This is a genomic window from Sporosarcina trichiuri, from assembly GCF_030406775.1.
Taxonomy (GTDB): Bacteria; Bacillota; Bacilli; order Bacillales_A; family Planococcaceae; genus Sporosarcina; species Sporosarcina trichiuri.
In genome coordinates, this window is record NZ_CP129119.1 from 3,023,282 (window position 1) to 3,038,234 (window position 14,953).

Annotated in this window: 13 protein-coding genes; 12 read left to right on the top strand and 1 reads right to left on the bottom strand. The window is 55.7% G+C overall.

The genetic code is table 11. From position 1 onward, the window contains the following. Positions 1 to 5: 5 nt before the first annotated feature. The 10 genes from QWT68_RS15390 to QWT68_RS15435 all read left to right on the top strand — a co-directional run bounded on the left by QWT68_RS15390 (position 6) and on the right by QWT68_RS15435 (position 11,517). Positions 6 to 323, top strand: a complete 318-nt coding sequence (locus QWT68_RS15390; protein WP_290148857.1) for a YerC/YecD family TrpR-related protein — start codon at positions 6 to 8, stop codon at positions 321 to 323. A gap of 117 nt (positions 324 to 440) precedes the next feature. After that, complete coding sequence (gene pcrB / locus QWT68_RS15395; protein WP_290148859.1) at positions 441 to 1,139, top strand: heptaprenylglyceryl phosphate synthase; 699 nt, start codon at positions 441 to 443, stop codon at positions 1,137 to 1,139. A 47-nt stretch (positions 1,140 to 1,186) separates the two neighbouring features. Next, positions 1,187 to 3,415, top strand: a complete 2,229-nt coding sequence (pcrA, locus tag QWT68_RS15400) for a DNA helicase PcrA (protein WP_290148861.1) — start codon at positions 1,187 to 1,189, stop codon at positions 3,413 to 3,415. Between the two features lie 14 nt (positions 3,416 to 3,429). After that, entirely contained in the window at positions 3,430 to 5,445 is a 2,016-nt protein-coding gene (gene ligA / locus QWT68_RS15405) for an NAD-dependent DNA ligase LigA (protein ID WP_290148863.1), read from the top strand. Between the two features lie 8 nt (positions 5,446 to 5,453). After that, on the top strand, positions 5,454 to 6,581 hold the full coding sequence (locus tag QWT68_RS15410) for a CamS family sex pheromone protein (protein WP_290148865.1): 1,128 nt from the start codon (positions 5,454 to 5,456) through the stop codon (positions 6,579 to 6,581). A gap of 73 nt (positions 6,582 to 6,654) precedes the next feature. Then, positions 6,655 to 6,945: an Asp-tRNA(Asn)/Glu-tRNA(Gln) amidotransferase subunit GatC gene (gatC, locus tag QWT68_RS15415; protein ID WP_040285973.1), complete on the top strand. Its 291-nt coding sequence runs from the start codon at positions 6,655 to 6,657 to the stop codon at positions 6,943 to 6,945. A 24-nt stretch (positions 6,946 to 6,969) separates the two neighbouring features. Beyond that, complete coding sequence (gene gatA / locus QWT68_RS15420; protein ID WP_040285972.1) at positions 6,970 to 8,430, top strand: Asp-tRNA(Asn)/Glu-tRNA(Gln) amidotransferase subunit GatA; 1,461 nt, start codon at positions 6,970 to 6,972, stop codon at positions 8,428 to 8,430. Between the two features lie 2 nt (positions 8,431 to 8,432). Further along, positions 8,433 to 9,863, top strand: coding sequence for an Asp-tRNA(Asn)/Glu-tRNA(Gln) amidotransferase subunit GatB (gene gatB, locus QWT68_RS15425; RefSeq protein WP_290148869.1), 1,431 nt, complete (start codon positions 8,433 to 8,435; stop codon positions 9,861 to 9,863). A gap of 123 nt (positions 9,864 to 9,986) precedes the next feature. Beyond that, positions 9,987 to 10,556, top strand: a complete 570-nt coding sequence (locus QWT68_RS15430; protein WP_040285970.1) for a thioredoxin family protein — start codon at positions 9,987 to 9,989, stop codon at positions 10,554 to 10,556. 46 nt (positions 10,557 to 10,602) lie between these two features. After that, on the top strand, positions 10,603 to 11,517 hold the full coding sequence (locus QWT68_RS15435) for a diacylglycerol kinase (RefSeq protein ID WP_040285969.1): 915 nt from the start codon (positions 10,603 to 10,605) through the stop codon (positions 11,515 to 11,517). Between the two features lie 305 nt (positions 11,518 to 11,822). Here QWT68_RS15435 and QWT68_RS15440 read toward each other — a convergent pair whose 3' ends face one another. Then, a complete protein-coding gene (locus tag QWT68_RS15440; protein ID WP_040285968.1) occupies positions 11,823 to 12,254 on the bottom strand; it encodes an NUDIX hydrolase in 432 nt (143 codons plus the stop codon). 320 nt (positions 12,255 to 12,574) lie between these two features. Between QWT68_RS15440 and QWT68_RS15445 the strand changes: the two genes are divergently transcribed. Together QWT68_RS15445 and QWT68_RS15450 are read left to right on the top strand one after the other, a co-directional pair. Then, the gene (locus tag QWT68_RS15445; RefSeq protein WP_290148871.1) at positions 12,575 to 13,924 is read left to right on the top strand and encodes a cytochrome ubiquinol oxidase subunit I; all 1,350 of its coding nucleotides are present in this window, start codon (positions 12,575 to 12,577) and stop codon (positions 13,922 to 13,924) included. Next, a complete protein-coding gene (locus tag QWT68_RS15450) occupies positions 13,921 to 14,946 on the top strand; it encodes a cytochrome d ubiquinol oxidase subunit II (RefSeq protein ID WP_290148872.1) in 1,026 nt (341 codons plus the stop codon). The genes QWT68_RS15445 and QWT68_RS15450 overlap by 4 nt, the downstream gene beginning before the upstream one ends. Positions 14,947 to 14,953 lie beyond the last annotated feature (7 nt).

Genomic DNA, 14,953 nt, shown 5'->3' on the forward strand with positions numbered 1-14,953 from the left:
AACCGATGCTCGAAAAAATCAGGAACGACCGGACAGATCAGCTTTTCCGCGCAATATTAGAATTACAGACAATCGAAGAATGCTATGCGTTCTTCGACGATCTATGCACGATCGGCGAAGTGCAGTCGCTGTCCCAGCGGCTGGATGTCGCCGTCATGTTGAAAAAGAAGCAGACGTACGACACTATCCAGACGGAGACCGGTGCAAGTACAGCGACAATCTCACGGATCCGGCGCTGTGTCGACTATGGATCTGGCGGCTACAATCTGATCGTCGACCGGCTTGGCGCCAGTGGCCGGCCTTCATCTGAAACGAACGAATGACCGGACAGCGGACTGCTGTTTCGGTTTTTTTTTGTTTCAGACGGCCGGCGGGGCGAATCGCTCTGCAATATTTGCTATAATGGATGAATGGAATCATGAAGAAGCAGGTGACTGGAAATGGACTATCATAATTGGCGACACGCCTTTAAATTGGACCCCGCAAAAACGATTCACGACGATGAACTGGAAAAACTCGCGGAGTCAGGGACGGACGGCATCATCGTCGGCGGGACGGACGGCATCACGCTCGAAGGTGTGCTCCATCTGCTTGCCCGGCTCCGCCGTTACGCTGTGCCGCTCGCGCTCGAAGTCTCGGACGCGGATGCCGTGACGTTCGGATATGATTACTATTTCATCCCGACGGTGCTGAATGCAAATGACGTGAAGTGGATGAACGGTGTCCACTTGGAGGCCTTGAAGGAATTCGGCCATATGATGAAATGGGAAGAGGTGGCGGCGGAAGGGTACTGCATTCTGAACCCGGACTGCAAAGCTGCACAGCTGACCGGGGCAACGCAGCCTCTGACGAAAGAGGACGTCACCGCATATGCCCGTATGGCGGAGCATCTGTTCCGCTTCCCGATCTTCTATATGGAATACAGCGGCATGTACGGCGATCCGCAGATGGTCAGCGCGGCGGCGTCCGTCCTCGAGGAGACGAAGCTCGTGTACGGCGGCGGCATCACATCAGCCGGACAAGCTGCGGAAATGGCGGCCATCGCCGACACAGTCGTCGTCGGCAACGTCATCTATGATGATCTGAAAACCGCACTGGCAACTGTCGATGCCGTGAAATCCGTGGCAGCCCCTAAGTGACTCGTGTATACTGAAGAACAAACGTTCCTAAAAGGCGGTTATAAAACATGAAAGAACTTTCACAAGACCTGCTCGTGGGCATGAACCCCGAGCAGGCAAAAGCGGTGAAGAAGACGGAAGGCCCGCTGCTCATCATGGCAGGCGCGGGTTCAGGGAAGACCAGGGTGCTGACCCACCGGATCGCATACCTGGTCATCGAAAAGGATGTGTATCCGTCCAAGATCCTTGCCATCACATTCACGAACAAAGCGGCACGGGAAATGCGCAGCCGGATCGACGGCCTCCTCGGCGAAGGCTCGGGCGACCGGATGTGGGTCTCGACATTCCACTCGATGTGCGTGCGGATCCTCAGGCGCAACATCGATCGGATCGGTTTCAAGAAAAGCTTCACAATCCTCGATTCGGCGGATCAGCTGTCAGCTGTCAAAGCCGTATTGAAAGAACGGAACCTCGATCCGAAACAGTATGACCCTCGTACACTGCTCAACATTATCAGTTCCGCGAAGAACGAATGCATCGACGCGGATGAATACCGTGCCGGCATGAACGAATCGAATCCGTTCGACCGGGTCATCGCCGATGTGTACGACGGCTATACGAAAAAGCTGCGCAAGAACCAGTCGCTCGATTTCGACGACCTCATCATGCTCACTCTCCGGCTGTTCGAACAAGTGCCGGACGTCCTGGAATTCTATCAGGACAAGTTCCAGTACATCCACGTCGACGAATACCAGGATACGAACAACGCCCAGTACAGACTGGTCAAGATGCTTGCTGCAAAGTTCCGCAACATCTGCGTCGTCGGCGACTCCGATCAGTCGATCTACAAGTGGCGGGGCGCTGACATCGGCAATATCCTGTCGTTCGAAAAAGACTACAAGGACGCCGAAGTCATCCTGCTTGAACAGAACTACCGCTCCACGCAGACAATTCTGAAGGCGGCGAACGACGTCATCCAGAACAATGCGAGCCGGTATGACAAACGGCTGCGGACGGAGAACGACGAAGGCGACGCCATCACCGTCTATAAAGCCTCCGATGAAAAAGACGAAGCACAATTCGTCGTCAGCCGGATCATCGAGCATCAGCAGGAAGATGGACTCGCACTCGACCAGTTCGCTGTCCTCTACCGGACGAACGCCCAGTCCCGGATGATCGAGGAATACCTCGTCAAGTCGAATCTCGACTATACGATCGTCGGCGGCACGAAGTTCTATGACCGGAAAGAGATCAAAGACATCCTCGCCTACTTGCGTTTGATCGCTAATAATGACGATGATCTCGCGCTTGCCCGTATCATCAACGAACCGAAACGGAGCATCGGCGCCACGTCATTCGAACGGATGGCGGGCTTTGCCATCGAGAACGACCGGTCGATCTTCGATGCGATGCAGGAACTCGATTTCATGGGGCTGACAAAAAAAGCGGCCATCGAAGCGGCGAAATTCCGAGACATGATCCAGGGATTCACACAGATGCAGGAATTCCTGTCCGTCCGGGAACTGACGGAACAGGTGATCGAGAAGACCGGCTATCGGGAGATGCTCGAACGCGAAAAGACGATCGAGTCCGAAAGCCGGCTCGAAAACATCGATGAGTTCCTGTCCGTGACCGAAGCGTTCGAGAAACGGGCGGAAGAGGACGAAGGCGATAAATCGCTCGTCGCCTTCCTCACCGATCTCGCGCTTATCGCGGATATCGATTCGCTCGACAAAGAAGAGAACCAAACAGCGGAAAAAATCGTCCTGATGACGATGCACTCGGCGAAAGGGCTGGAATTCCCGGTCGTTTTCGTCGTCGGCATGGAAGAGAACATCTTCCCGCACTCGCGGTCGATCGGCGATGCCGAAGAGATGGAAGAAGAACGCCGTCTTGCGTACGTGGCCATCACTCGGGCCGAAAAGAAACTATACATGAGCTCCGCTTCGAGCCGTATGCTGTACGGCCGTTCGAGCTACAATAATCCTTCCCGGTTCATCTCCGAGATTTCCGGCGATGTCATCGACACCGTCAGCGGATCCGGCGGCTTTTCGTTCGGCGGCAGTGCCCGGAGCGAAGCACCGCGCCGGCCGGCAGTGAAAAAACCTGTCTATGAAGCGACCGGTGGGGAGAAACTTGGCTGGAAAGCAGGCGACAAAGCCAAACATAAGAAGTGGGGGACAGGCACGGTCGTCAGCGTCAAAGGTTCTGCGGATGACGTCGAACTCGACATCGCTTTCCCGGACGTCGGCGTCAAACGTCTGCTTGCGAAATTTGCACCGATCGAAAAAGTGTGAAGGAGGAACGCGAGATGGAGGATACACACGAACTCGAGAAACGCGTCGAGGAGCTGAACAGGCTGCTGACCGAATACGGGCGCGCCTACTACGTGCTCGATCGTCCGGCTGTCACGGATGCTGAATATGACAAGCTCATGCAGGAGCTGCTTGCCATCGAGGAACAGCACCCGGATCTCATCTATCCCGATTCCCCGACGCAGCGCGTGGGCGGACCTGTGCTGGAAGGCTTCACGAAGGTCCGTCATGAGTATCCGATGCTCAGTCTGTCGAACGTGTTCAATGAGGAAGATATCCGGGAGTTCGACCGCCGTGTACGTGCAGGTGTCGGTGATTCTGTCACCTATATCTGTGAACTGAAGATCGATGGGCTTGCCGTCTCATTGAAGTATGAAGACGGCCGCTTCACACAGGGATCGACACGCGGGGACGGAACGGTCGGCGAGGACATCACAGAGAATCTGCGCACCATCCGGTCGATCCCGCTCAAACTGAACGAATCGGTGACGATCGAAGTACGCGGCGAGGCGTACATGCCGAAGAAATCATTCGTCAAGCTGAATGAAGCACGCGACGAAGCGGGTGACGAGCCGTTCGCGAACCCCCGCAATGCAGCGGCCGGCTCCCTGCGCCAGCTCGACCCGAAGATTGCAGCAAGCCGCAATCTCGCCGTATTCCTGTACGGCGTCGGAGGGGACGGGGAAGCGTACGGTCAGGCAGCACATTCGGCGGCGCTCGACTATCTGGATGACCTCGGGCTGGTGACGAACCATGAACGGAAGAAATGCAAAACGATCGAGGAAGTGCTCGATTACGTCAGCAGCTGGGGCGGGAAACGTGCCGCACTCGATTATGAAATCGACGGCATCGTCATCAAAGTCGACAAGTTCGAAGACCAGGAACAGCTCGGCTATACAGCGAAGAGCCCGCGCTGGGCGACCGCCTACAAATTCCCTGCGGAAGAAGTGGTGACCCGACTGCTCGATATCGAGCTCAGTGTCGGCCGGACAGGTACTGTCACACCAACCGCCATCCTGGAACCCGTCCGCGTGGCAGGCACGACGGTCGGCCGGGCCTCCCTCCACAATGAGGACCTGATCCGCGAGAAGGATATCCGCATCGGCGACGATGTGAAAATCCGGAAAGCCGGCGATATCATCCCCGAAGTGATCGGCCCGCTGACGGACCGGCGGACAGGGGACGAAATCGAATTCCATATGCCGTCCGACTGCCCGGTGTGCGGGTCGGAATTAATCCGCATTGAAGGGGAAGTGGCACTGCGCTGCGTCAACCCGCAATGCCCGGCGCAGCTGAAAGAAGCGCTCATCCACTTCGTTTCCCGGAATGCCATGAACATCGAAGGCATCGGTGAGCGTGTCGTCGATCAGCTCTATACAGCAGGTCTTGTGAAGGACTTTTCGGATCTGTACGGTCTGACCGAAGAGCAGCTGATGACACTCGACCGGATGGGGGAGAAGTCCGCTTCGAATCTGGTGCACGCCATTGCGGCATCGAAAGAGAACTCGTTCGAAAAGCTGCTGTTCGGGTTCGGCATCCGCCACGTCGGTGCGAAAGCGGCCCAGATCCTCGCGCGCGAATTCGGGTCGCTCGATAACCTGATGGCCGCGTCTGCCGAAGAGCTGCTCGCAATCCACGAGATCGGGGACAAAGTGACCGACGCAATCGAATCATTCTTTGCAAATGAGGATGTGCTCGAAGTCATCGGCAAACTGAAGGCATACGGAGTCAACATGCAGTATAGGGGCAGGACCGCTCAGGAGATCCCTGAGGACGGGCCGTTTGCCGGCAAAAGGGTCGTCCTGACAGGCAAGCTTGAAATACTGACACGGAACGAAGCGAAAGAAAAAATAGAGACGCTCGGCGGGGACGTCAGCGGCAGCGTCAGCAAGAAGACGGACATCGTCATTGCCGGAGAAGACGCGGGGTCGAAACTCGCGAAAGCGGAAGAGCTGGGCATTGACGTCTGGGACGAAGCGAAGCTGATCGAAGTGCTCGGAACAAAGGAGTAAAACAACGTATGAAAAGGTTATTCACACTGCCGGCATTCGCTGCAGTTCTTGTGCTCGGCGGGTGTATCCCCTCGATCGGGCCTGAAAAAGAGGAAGTCATCCAGGAGAACGAAGACGTCGAGCAGGAAACCGTACTCATTCCCGAAGTACAGCTGAATGAGCAATACTACCGGACACTGCTGCCATTCAAGAAAAGTGCAACCCGCGGGCTGATCGTCAATCAGGTCTACAGCAAATATGATATCGAGGAAGTCGAAGAAGGGCTTCTCCGGCTGTCCGCGAAGCATTTTGATCCGAACGATCACTTCTTCCAGGAAGGGCAGTTCATCGATGAGAAGACAGCAATCCATTGGCTGTCCCGGAGCTCGAAATTCGACGACGGACTCAACCCGCCCATCAACGACAAGATGACGCCTCAGGAAATCAGCGAGAAAGCGCCTGTGTACCTGGCGCACATCGTCGAACAGAACTATTACGTCAAGACAGGCGATAAGAAAGTAGGTCTTGCCGGGATCTCCATCGGTCTCGCCATGAACTCGGTCTATTATCAGCGGGACGCGGCCGAGGCGAAGATTCCTGACAAGACGATCGAACAGCAGGGGATGAAGATGGCGGAGACGATCGTGCAGCGTATGCGCAAGCTGGACGGTGTCGGGGATGTCCCGATCACGGTCGGCCTGTTCAAACAGCAGTCCCGCAATTCCATCGTGCCGGGTACGTATTTCGCACAGGCGTACGTCGACAAAGGGAAAGACAAACCGAATGGCTGGAAGGAAGTGAAGGAGAAATTCGTCCTTCTGCCGGCTTCATCGGACGTTGACAATTATCGGGATGTCAACGAAAGGTTCGAGAAGGTCAAACAAGATATCAATGACTATTTCCCGGGTTTCATCAGTGTCGTCGGAACGGCATTCTACAGCGACAACAACTTGGAATCCATCAAGATCAACGTCCCGATCCAGTTCTACGGCAAGAACGAGGTCGTCGCGCTGACACAGTACATGACCTCGCTCATCATGAAATACTACCCGAAAACCGAAGTGGAAGTGAGCATCACTTCCGGCAATGGGCCGGAGTCCCTCATCACGAAGAATGCGGGGGATGAAGAGCCGTCCATCCATATTTATTCCTATTGACCGGGGGAACTTTTCATCATCCATCGAAGGTGTTATGATGAATCGTACTGTATAAAAGCCAGGAGGAGAGAGTATGTCCAATTACACTAAAGAGGAAGTCCAGTACTATGCGAATTTCGCCCGGATCGACATGCCGGATGCAGAAGCACAGAAATTTGCAGACCGCCTGGACACCCTGCTCGAGTTCACGGATCGCCTGAAAGAGATCGATACGTCGGATGTGGCCAAGATGACCCATCCGCTTGCCTTTACAAATGTCCTGCGTGAAGACACGCCTGCGGACATCCTCGACCGTGATGATATGCTGAAGAGTGTCGAGGAGCACGAAGACGGTATGATCAAAGTACCGAACATCCTGGATTGACCCGTATAGAGGAGGAATTGACTTATGGCAGTAAACAAAACAGCGTCTGAACTTCAGTCACTTTTACATAGCCGCGAACTGTCGGTGACGGAACTGACGAAGGAAACGCTCCAGACCATCAAAGAAACGGACGGTCCGATCCAGGCATTCCTGACCGTCACGGAAACCGAAGCGCTGCAGGCGGCTGAACAGCTGGACAACCTGCCGGACGAGCAGCGCGGCGGTCTTTTCGGCATGCCGATCGGCATCAAGGATAACATCATCACGAAAGGCATCCGGACGACATGCGCGAGCAAGATGCTCGAGAACTTCGTGCCTGTCTATGAAGGGACAGCGACGGAGCGCGTGAAGGACAGCGGTATGGTGATCGTCGGGAAACTCAACATGGATGAGTTCGCAATGGGTTCCACAACTGAGCACTCCGCCTTCCAGAAGACGCATAACCCTTGGGGACTCGACCGTGTGCCGGGCGGATCGTCAGGCGGCTCGGCCGCTGCGGTCGCTTCGGGACAAGTCCTCTTCTCGCTCGGTTCGGATACAGGCGGTTCTGTACGGCAGCCGGCAGCATTCTGCGGCGTCGTCGGCATGAAGCCGACATACGGACGTGTGTCCCGTTCAGGCCTTGTCGCATTCGGATCATCCCTCGACCAGATCGGGCCGATCACGAAGACGGTCGAAGATAACGCCATGCTGCTGAGCGCGATCGCCGGATCTGACTACCGGGATCCATCCGCTTCAGAGAAAGCGGTACCGGACTACCGAAGCGCCCTGACAGGCGATATCAAAGGACTCAAGATTGCAGTGCCGGCACGCTACCTCGGCGAAGGTGTCCAGCCGGAAGTGCGGGATGCCGTGAAGACGGCGATCGGCGTCCTCGAATCCCTCGGTGCCGAGGTGGACGAGATCGACCTTCATTATTCCCGTTACTCCGCACCGACGTACTACGTCATTTCATCGGCAGAGGCCTCTTCCAACCTGGCGCGGTTCGATGGCATCCGGTACGGCTACCGTCCTGAGGATGCAAAGGACCTGAACGAGATCTACCTGCGTTCCCGTGCGGAAGGCTTCGGGGATGAAGTGAAGAAGCGTGTGCTGTACGGTACGTACGCACTGAGCGCCGGCCACCATGAAGACCTGTACGAACGCGCACAGAAAGTTCGTACGCTGATCGCGCAGGACTTCCAGGATGTCTTCAAGAAATACGACATCATTGTCGGACCGACGAGTGCGACGAACGCCTACAAACTCGGTGAGACCATCAAGGATCCGCTGACGCTGTATGCGAACGACTTGCTGACAACACCGATGAACCTTGCCGGAATCCCGGCGATCTCCGTACCGTGCGGATTTGCAGAAGGACTTCCGGTCGGCATGCAGATCATCGGCAACCATTTCGACGAACCGCTGCTGTATAAAGTGGCGCACGCATATGAGCAAGCGACTGAATTCCACAAGCAGACGCCGCCTGCAAGGGAGGGGAACTGACCATGAACTTTGAAACGATCGTCGGACTTGAAGTCCACGTTGAACTGAAAACAGATACGAAAATCTTTTCACCGGCACCTGCCCACTTCGGCGCAGAACCGAATATGAACATCCACCCGACCGACCTTGCGTACCCCGGCACGCTGCCGACCATGAACAAACAGGCGATCGACTTCGGCATGAAGGCATCCATGGCCCTCAACTGTGAGATCGCCCGCGTCATGAACTTCGACCGCAAGCATTACTTCTATCCCGATAACCCGAAGGCGTATCAGATCTCCCAGGATGACCGTCCTGTCGGATCGAACGGCTGGATCGAAATCGAAGTGGACGGCTATAAGAAGAAAATCCGTATCGAACGTGTCCACCTCGAAGAAGACGCCGGCAAACTGACACACGCGGAAGGCGGCTATTCACTCGTCGACCTGAACCGTCAAGGGACGCCGCTCATCGAGATTGTCACGGAAGCGGACATCCGCACGCCGAACGAAGCGTATGCATTCCTCGAAAAACTGAAAGCGATCATCCAGTACACCGGTGTCTCCGATGTCCGGATGGAGGAAGGGTCCCTCCGCTGCGACGCCAACATCTCCCTGCGACCGTTCGGCCAAGAGGAATTCGGCACGAAAACGGAGCTGAAGAACCTGAACTCCTTCAACTTCGTCCGCCGCGGAATCGCGAACGAAGTCGAACGACAGGAAAAAGTCCTGCTGTCCGGCGGCAAGATCGTCCAGGAAACGCGCCGGTACGACGAAGCGACAGGCCAGACGGTGCTCATGCGTGTCAAAGGCAGTGCGAACGACTACCGGTTCATCAACGATCCGGATCTGTCGGATGTCGTCATCGACGAAGACTGGATTGAACGGGTCAAGAATGAGATTCCTGAACTGCCGGATGCCCGGAAAGCGCGCTATGTCAGCGAGCTGGGCCTGCCGGCATACGACGCGCATGTCCTGACGCTCACGAAGGAGATGTCTGATTTCTTCGATGAAACGGTACAGGCGGGCGCGGATGCGAAACTGGCTTCGAACTGGCTGATGGGTGAAGTATCCGCCTACCTCAATGCGGAAGGCAAGGAACTGGGCGAGACACCGCTCACACCAGCAGGGCTTGCAAGCCTTGTCAAGCTGATCGCAGACGGCACAATCTCGTCGAAAATCGCGAAAAAAGTGTTCAAAGAAATCGCTGAAAACGGCGGCGATGCAGCCCAGATCGTCAAAGACAAAGGGCTTGTCCAGATTTCCGATGAAGGCACCCTGCGTACGATCATCGGGGAAATCCTCGATAAGAACGAACAGTCGATCGAAGACTACAAGAACGGCAAAGACCGTGCTGTCGGATTCCTCGTCGGCCAGGTCATGAAAGCGACAAAAGGCCAGGCGAACCCGCCGATGGTCAACAAACTGCTGCTGGACGAAATCAGCAAACGATAACGGCTATCGGAACGTCCTGCACGCCGGCTGCGTTAGCCGGGGGCAGGGCGTTTTCCTGACTGCTGGAAAATTGCTTTGCGCACGCCGATGGGGGTACACTGAAGAAAAGGAGTGTGAAGACTGTTGACTACTGAGCTGGAATACTTTGAACAGGCGATTTCACTGCAGGCGTATATGGACAAGATGGAGCACCATAAAGACAGCAGCTTTTCAATCTACGAACAATTCGATGTGCCGCAGGATGACGGGTTCATCGAACTGCTGAAGGAAGTGAACCCCCGGATCCTCGTCATCACCGAGGACTGGTGCGGCGATGCGATGCTGAACAATCCGGTGCTCCGCCGCATTGCGGAAGCCGCGGACCTCGACGTCCGTGCTGTGTACCGGGATGAAGACACCGAACTGATCGACCGGCATCTGACGAACGGCGGACGATCGATCCCGATCTACCTGCTGCTCGATGCTGACGGCGACGTGTTCGCAAAGTGGGGACCGCGCGCTGCAACGATTCAGGAACACGTCATGGAATTGAAGAAAGAGATTCCGCCGAAAGACGCGCCGGATTTCGAAGAGAAACAGCGGACGGTCCTCGGACGGATCACATCGGAATACACAGCGAAGCCCGAATTGTGGCTGACAGTTTATGAAGACATCCGAAACACCTGGACGCCTGAACTGCAGGCGCACGTGTAAGGCGCGCCTCTGTCAGTAAGAGTGCAGAAGAAAGAGGGAACAACGTATGAAGCGTGCTCGTATTATTTACAACCCGACGGCTGGACGGGAAGCATTCCGCAAAAACCTGGCGGAGGTGCTGATCCGGCTCGAACAGGCAGGATATGAAGCGTCCGCCCATGCGACGACTTGTGAAGGGGATGCGACAACTGCAGCCGCGGCGGCAGTGGAACGCGGCTTCGACCTGATCATCGCAGCAGGCGGTGACGGAACGCTCAACGAAGTCGTCGCCGGCATTTCCGGTTACGACAACCGCCCTCCGATCGGTCTGATCCCGATGGGCACGACGAACGACTTTGCCCGGGCGCTCCGGATTCCCCGCGATATCGACAAAGCGCTCGATATCATCCTGGAGGATAAGAAAATCCCTGTCGATGTCGGCAAGATGAACGACCGGTTCTTCATCAATATCGCAGGCGGCGGCCGGATGACGGAACTGACCTATGAAGTGCCGTCCCGGCTGAAAACGATGCTCGGGCAGCTTGCGTATTATTTGAAAGGCATCGAGATGCTGCCGTCCATCCACGCAAGCCGGGTCAAGATTGAATATGACGGAGAAGTGTTTGACGATGAAGCGATGCTGTTCCTCGTCGGCCTGACGAACTCCGTCGGCGGTTTCGAGAAACTTGCTCCCGAATCCAGCATCAACGACGGGAAGTTCACGGTGCTCATCCTGAAAAAGTGCAACATCGCCGAATTCATCAGGGTGGTCACGCTCGCTGTACGGGGGGAACATCTCAATGATCCGCTCGTCATCTCACGCAAAGCCCAATCTGTGAAAGTAACATCAGAAGAGGAAGTGCTCATCAATCTGGATGGGGAGTACGGCGGAAAGACTCCCGCTGTCTTCGAAAATCTGTCCTGTCATATCGAGATGTGCGTCCCGTTCGACCAACTGCGCGAACAGGACCGTACGTGGTGATAGCTGTACCCGGAAACTCCGCCTTGGCGGAGTTTTTTTGTTTGAAGAAGATGGCGCGGGCGGCAGAGCGCTCAAGCGGGCGGGTGAATAGAGCGGTTAAATGTTCGAATAGAGCGGTCAGACGGCGGAATGGAGCGGTTAAGCGTTCGAATGGAGCGGTTAGCAGAAGTATAGAGCGGTCTGCCGGTAGAATAGATCACTTAGCTGCAGGAATGGATCGCTTCACAAACTCAGGAAGCGAACCGGCACACCAGCACCCACACAAAAAAAGCAGCAGGCATCTGCCCGCTGCTTTCCGCGTTCTGTTATTCGATGAACTCCAAGGCAGCATCCTGCTTCGCTGCAAGTTTCGGCAGTTCTTCGACAGGGAGCCATTTGAAGTGGAAGATGAGTCCTTCATCTTTCCCATCGCCCTGCACTTGGTAATCCCACTCGCCATCATGGTCACCCAGATAGTCGAAATGGAAGACGTTCCGCTCCAGTACTTCGTCTTTGTCCTTCGGGAAGAAGTTCGTCTTGTGCAGCTTGCCGCACAGCATCAGCTCGTCGCGGCGGATGCCCGATTCCTCCTCGATTTCCCGGTATAGTGCGTCGATCAGCAGTTCATCCCGCTCGATCGTCCCGCCGGGAACTTGAAGCCCCGCTTCCGGGTGGTCCCTGTGTTCGAACACAAGAAGGTCCCGGTCCTCTTCTTCGCCCCGCGTAATATAGGCAAGTACTTTCCGTTTTAATTTCATTGTGTTCACCTCGCTTAATTGATTAATTATACCACTTAATTTAGAATAATTCAAGTATTTATTTGAACCCCCGTTACACATCTGTCACATCTCTATACCCAAACCTGCATATTTCAATCCTGATTAGGGAAAACCCTAATAGAAACAAGTAGAATAAGGGTAACAGGAGAACGAAAGGATGTGTCCCGATGTACAAGAAACAAGAAAAAGTCCTCATGTGGCTGGCGTTTGGTGTCGCGGGAATCATGCTTCTGTCCATTCTCGGCAGATTGTTCAGCTGACACATCGTACGATTTATTCACTACAAGGAGGCAACTTGGATGGGAAATGAAGAAGCCGTATTTTTCTCGCGGGTCCTCACCGAATTGACGCTGTCATTCCATATCATCTATGCGACCATCGGTGTCGGGGTGCCGCTCATGATCATGATCGCCCAATGGGTGGGCATCAAGAAGAACGACGAACATTACATCCTGCTCGCCAGACGGTGGGCACGTGGATTCGTCATCACCGTGGCGGTCGGCGTGGTGACCGGGACGGCAATCGGCCTGCAGCTGTCCTTATTATGGCCGAATTTCATGGAACTAGCCGGGAATGTCATCGCACTTCCGCTGTTCATGGAAACCTTTGCATTTTTCTTCGAAGCGATCTTCCTCGGGATCTACCTGTATACGTGGGACCGCTTCGAAAACCAGAAGAAACACTTGCTGCTGCTCATTCCGGTAGCGCTCGGAGCTGCGTTCTCGGCGGTCTTCATCACAATCGTCAATGCGTTCATGAACGCACCGCGCGGCTTTGACATCGTCAACGGAGAGCTCGTCAACATCAGCCCGCTGCTCGCGATGTTCAACCCGGCGATGCCGACGAAAGTGGCGCACGTCGTTGTGACCGCCTTCATGACCGCAGCGTTCCTTCTGGCTTCCATTGCAGCATTCCGGCTCCTGCGCGGGTCGAACCATATTTATCACAAGAAAGCGCTCATGCTGACGCTGAAAGTCGGCTTCATCTTCTCGATCGGCGCTGCGATCATCGGGGACTTCTCCGGGAAATACCTCGCCGAGTACCAGCCGGAGAAACTTGCGGCCGCCGAGTGGCATTTCGAGACGACCGATAAGGCGGAGCTCATCCTCATGGGGGTCTTGACCGAGGACAATGAAGTCAAGTACGCCCTGAAGATCCCGTATGGCCTGTCCGTGCTCGCTGCGAACAACCCATTCGCGGAAGTGACCGGGCTCGATCAGTTCCCGGAAGATGAAGTGCCGCCGCTGTACATCCACTACCTGTTCAACTTCATGGTGTTCATCGGCATGTGGCTGTCGCTCTTATCCGCCGTGTTCCTGCTCGGCAAATGGCGGAACTGGAACTTCATCTCAAGCAAATGGTTCCGCTGGCTCATCGTTCTCGGCGGCCCGCTTTCGGTGCTCGCCATCGAGTTCGGCTGGTGGTTCGCGGAAGTCGGCCGGCAGCCGTGGATCCTGCGCGATATCATGAAAGTGTCCGAAGCGGCGACAACGAGCGGTCAGGTCGATCTCATGCTCGTGCTGTTCAGCGGCCTGTATCTCGTGCTCGGCGTCGGCAGTATCGTCGTGCTGCGCCGGATGTTCCGCCGCAATCCGGTCGAGAAGGAACTGGAAGACCGCCATGCGATGAGAGGACGTGATGTGCGATGAACCTCGAAATACTCGGAATCAGCGTCTTATGGACGTTCCTGTTCGGCTATATCATGGTCGGTGCCATCGACTTCGGCGCAGGGTTCTTCAACGCATACAGTCTGATCACCGGGAAAGAGCGTGTGCTCACCCGGGTCATCCAGCGGTACCTGTCGCCGGTCTGGGAGATCACGAACGTCTTCCTCGTGTTCTTCTTCGTCGGCATCATCGGGTTCTTCCCGAAAACGGCGTTCTACTACGGCACGACACTGCTTGTGCCGGTCAGCTTCGGCCTGATCCTGCTGGCGATCCGCGGTTCGTATTATGCGTTCGAGACGTACGGGGCACGCGGGCACAAAGGCTATTCGTTCATGTACGGCCTCGCCGGACTGCTGATCCCGGCGTCGCTGTCGATTGTGCTGACGATCTCGGAAGGCGGCTTCATCGAATTGGTGGACGGCAATCCGGTGCTCGACTACTGGAAGCTGTTCACGAGCCCGCTGACGTGGTCCATCGTCGTGCTCAGCCTGTCCGCGACGCTTTACATTTCCGCCGTGTTCCTGACATGGTATGCGAATAAGGCGCGAGACACGGAAGCCGCTGCGCTGCTGCGGCGCTACGCACTGACGTGGGCGCTGCCGACCATCATCGCAGCAGGCGGCATCATCGTCGAGCTGCGGCGTTATCAGCCGGAGCATTACAGCAACATCCAGAACTTCTGGCCGATGTTCCTGATTTCCGCACTGCTGTTCGCCGGCACGGTGTTCCTGCTCTACACGAAGCGCCAGTACGGCTGGGCGTTCGCGATGCTCGCCGGCCAGTTCGCCTTCGCGTTCTACGGCTACGGCGCATCGCACTACCCGTACTTGCTGTATCCGTACTTGACGATCTACGACAGCTTCACGAACCCGGCCATGGCCATCTCACTCGTCGTCGTCTTCATCCTCGGACTGTGCCTGCTCATCCCGGCGCTGTATCTCGTGCTGCGGCTGTTCCTGTTCGATAAGGATTACGTCCGCGGCAAAGGCGACTACCATGCATAAGGAGACG

What these genes read in the sequence shown, in the direction of transcription:
- QWT68_RS15410 (WP_290148865.1), top strand. Translation starts at nt 5,454, where the DNA reads ATGAAAAGGTTATTCACACTGCCGGCATTCGCTGCAGTTCTTGTGCTC.
- QWT68_RS15450 (WP_290148872.1), top strand. Translation starts at nt 13,921, where the DNA reads ATGAACCTCGAAATACTCGGAATCAGCGTCTTATGGACGTTCCTGTTC.
- QWT68_RS15435 (WP_040285969.1), top strand. Translation starts at nt 10,603, where the DNA reads ATGAAGCGTGCTCGTATTATTTACAACCCGACGGCTGGACGGGAAGCA.
- pcrA (WP_290148861.1), top strand. Translation starts at nt 1,187, where the DNA reads ATGAAAGAACTTTCACAAGACCTGCTCGTGGGCATGAACCCCGAGCAG.
- pcrB (WP_290148859.1), top strand. Translation starts at nt 441, where the DNA reads ATGGACTATCATAATTGGCGACACGCCTTTAAATTGGACCCCGCAAAA.
- gatB (WP_290148869.1), top strand. Translation starts at nt 8,433, where the DNA reads ATGAACTTTGAAACGATCGTCGGACTTGAAGTCCACGTTGAACTGAAA.
- QWT68_RS15390 (WP_290148857.1), top strand. Translation starts at nt 6, where the DNA reads ATGCTCGAAAAAATCAGGAACGACCGGACAGATCAGCTTTTCCGCGCA.
- ligA (WP_290148863.1), top strand. Translation starts at nt 3,430, where the DNA reads ATGGAGGATACACACGAACTCGAGAAACGCGTCGAGGAGCTGAACAGG.
- QWT68_RS15445 (WP_290148871.1), top strand. Translation starts at nt 12,575, where the DNA reads ATGGGAAATGAAGAAGCCGTATTTTTCTCGCGGGTCCTCACCGAATTG.
- gatA (WP_040285972.1), top strand. Translation starts at nt 6,970, where the DNA reads ATGGCAGTAAACAAAACAGCGTCTGAACTTCAGTCACTTTTACATAGC.
- gatC (WP_040285973.1), top strand. Translation starts at nt 6,655, where the DNA reads ATGTCCAATTACACTAAAGAGGAAGTCCAGTACTATGCGAATTTCGCC.
- QWT68_RS15440 (WP_040285968.1), bottom strand. Translation starts at nt 12,254, where the DNA reads ATGAAATTAAAACGGAAAGTACTTGCCTATATTACGCGGGGCGAAGAA.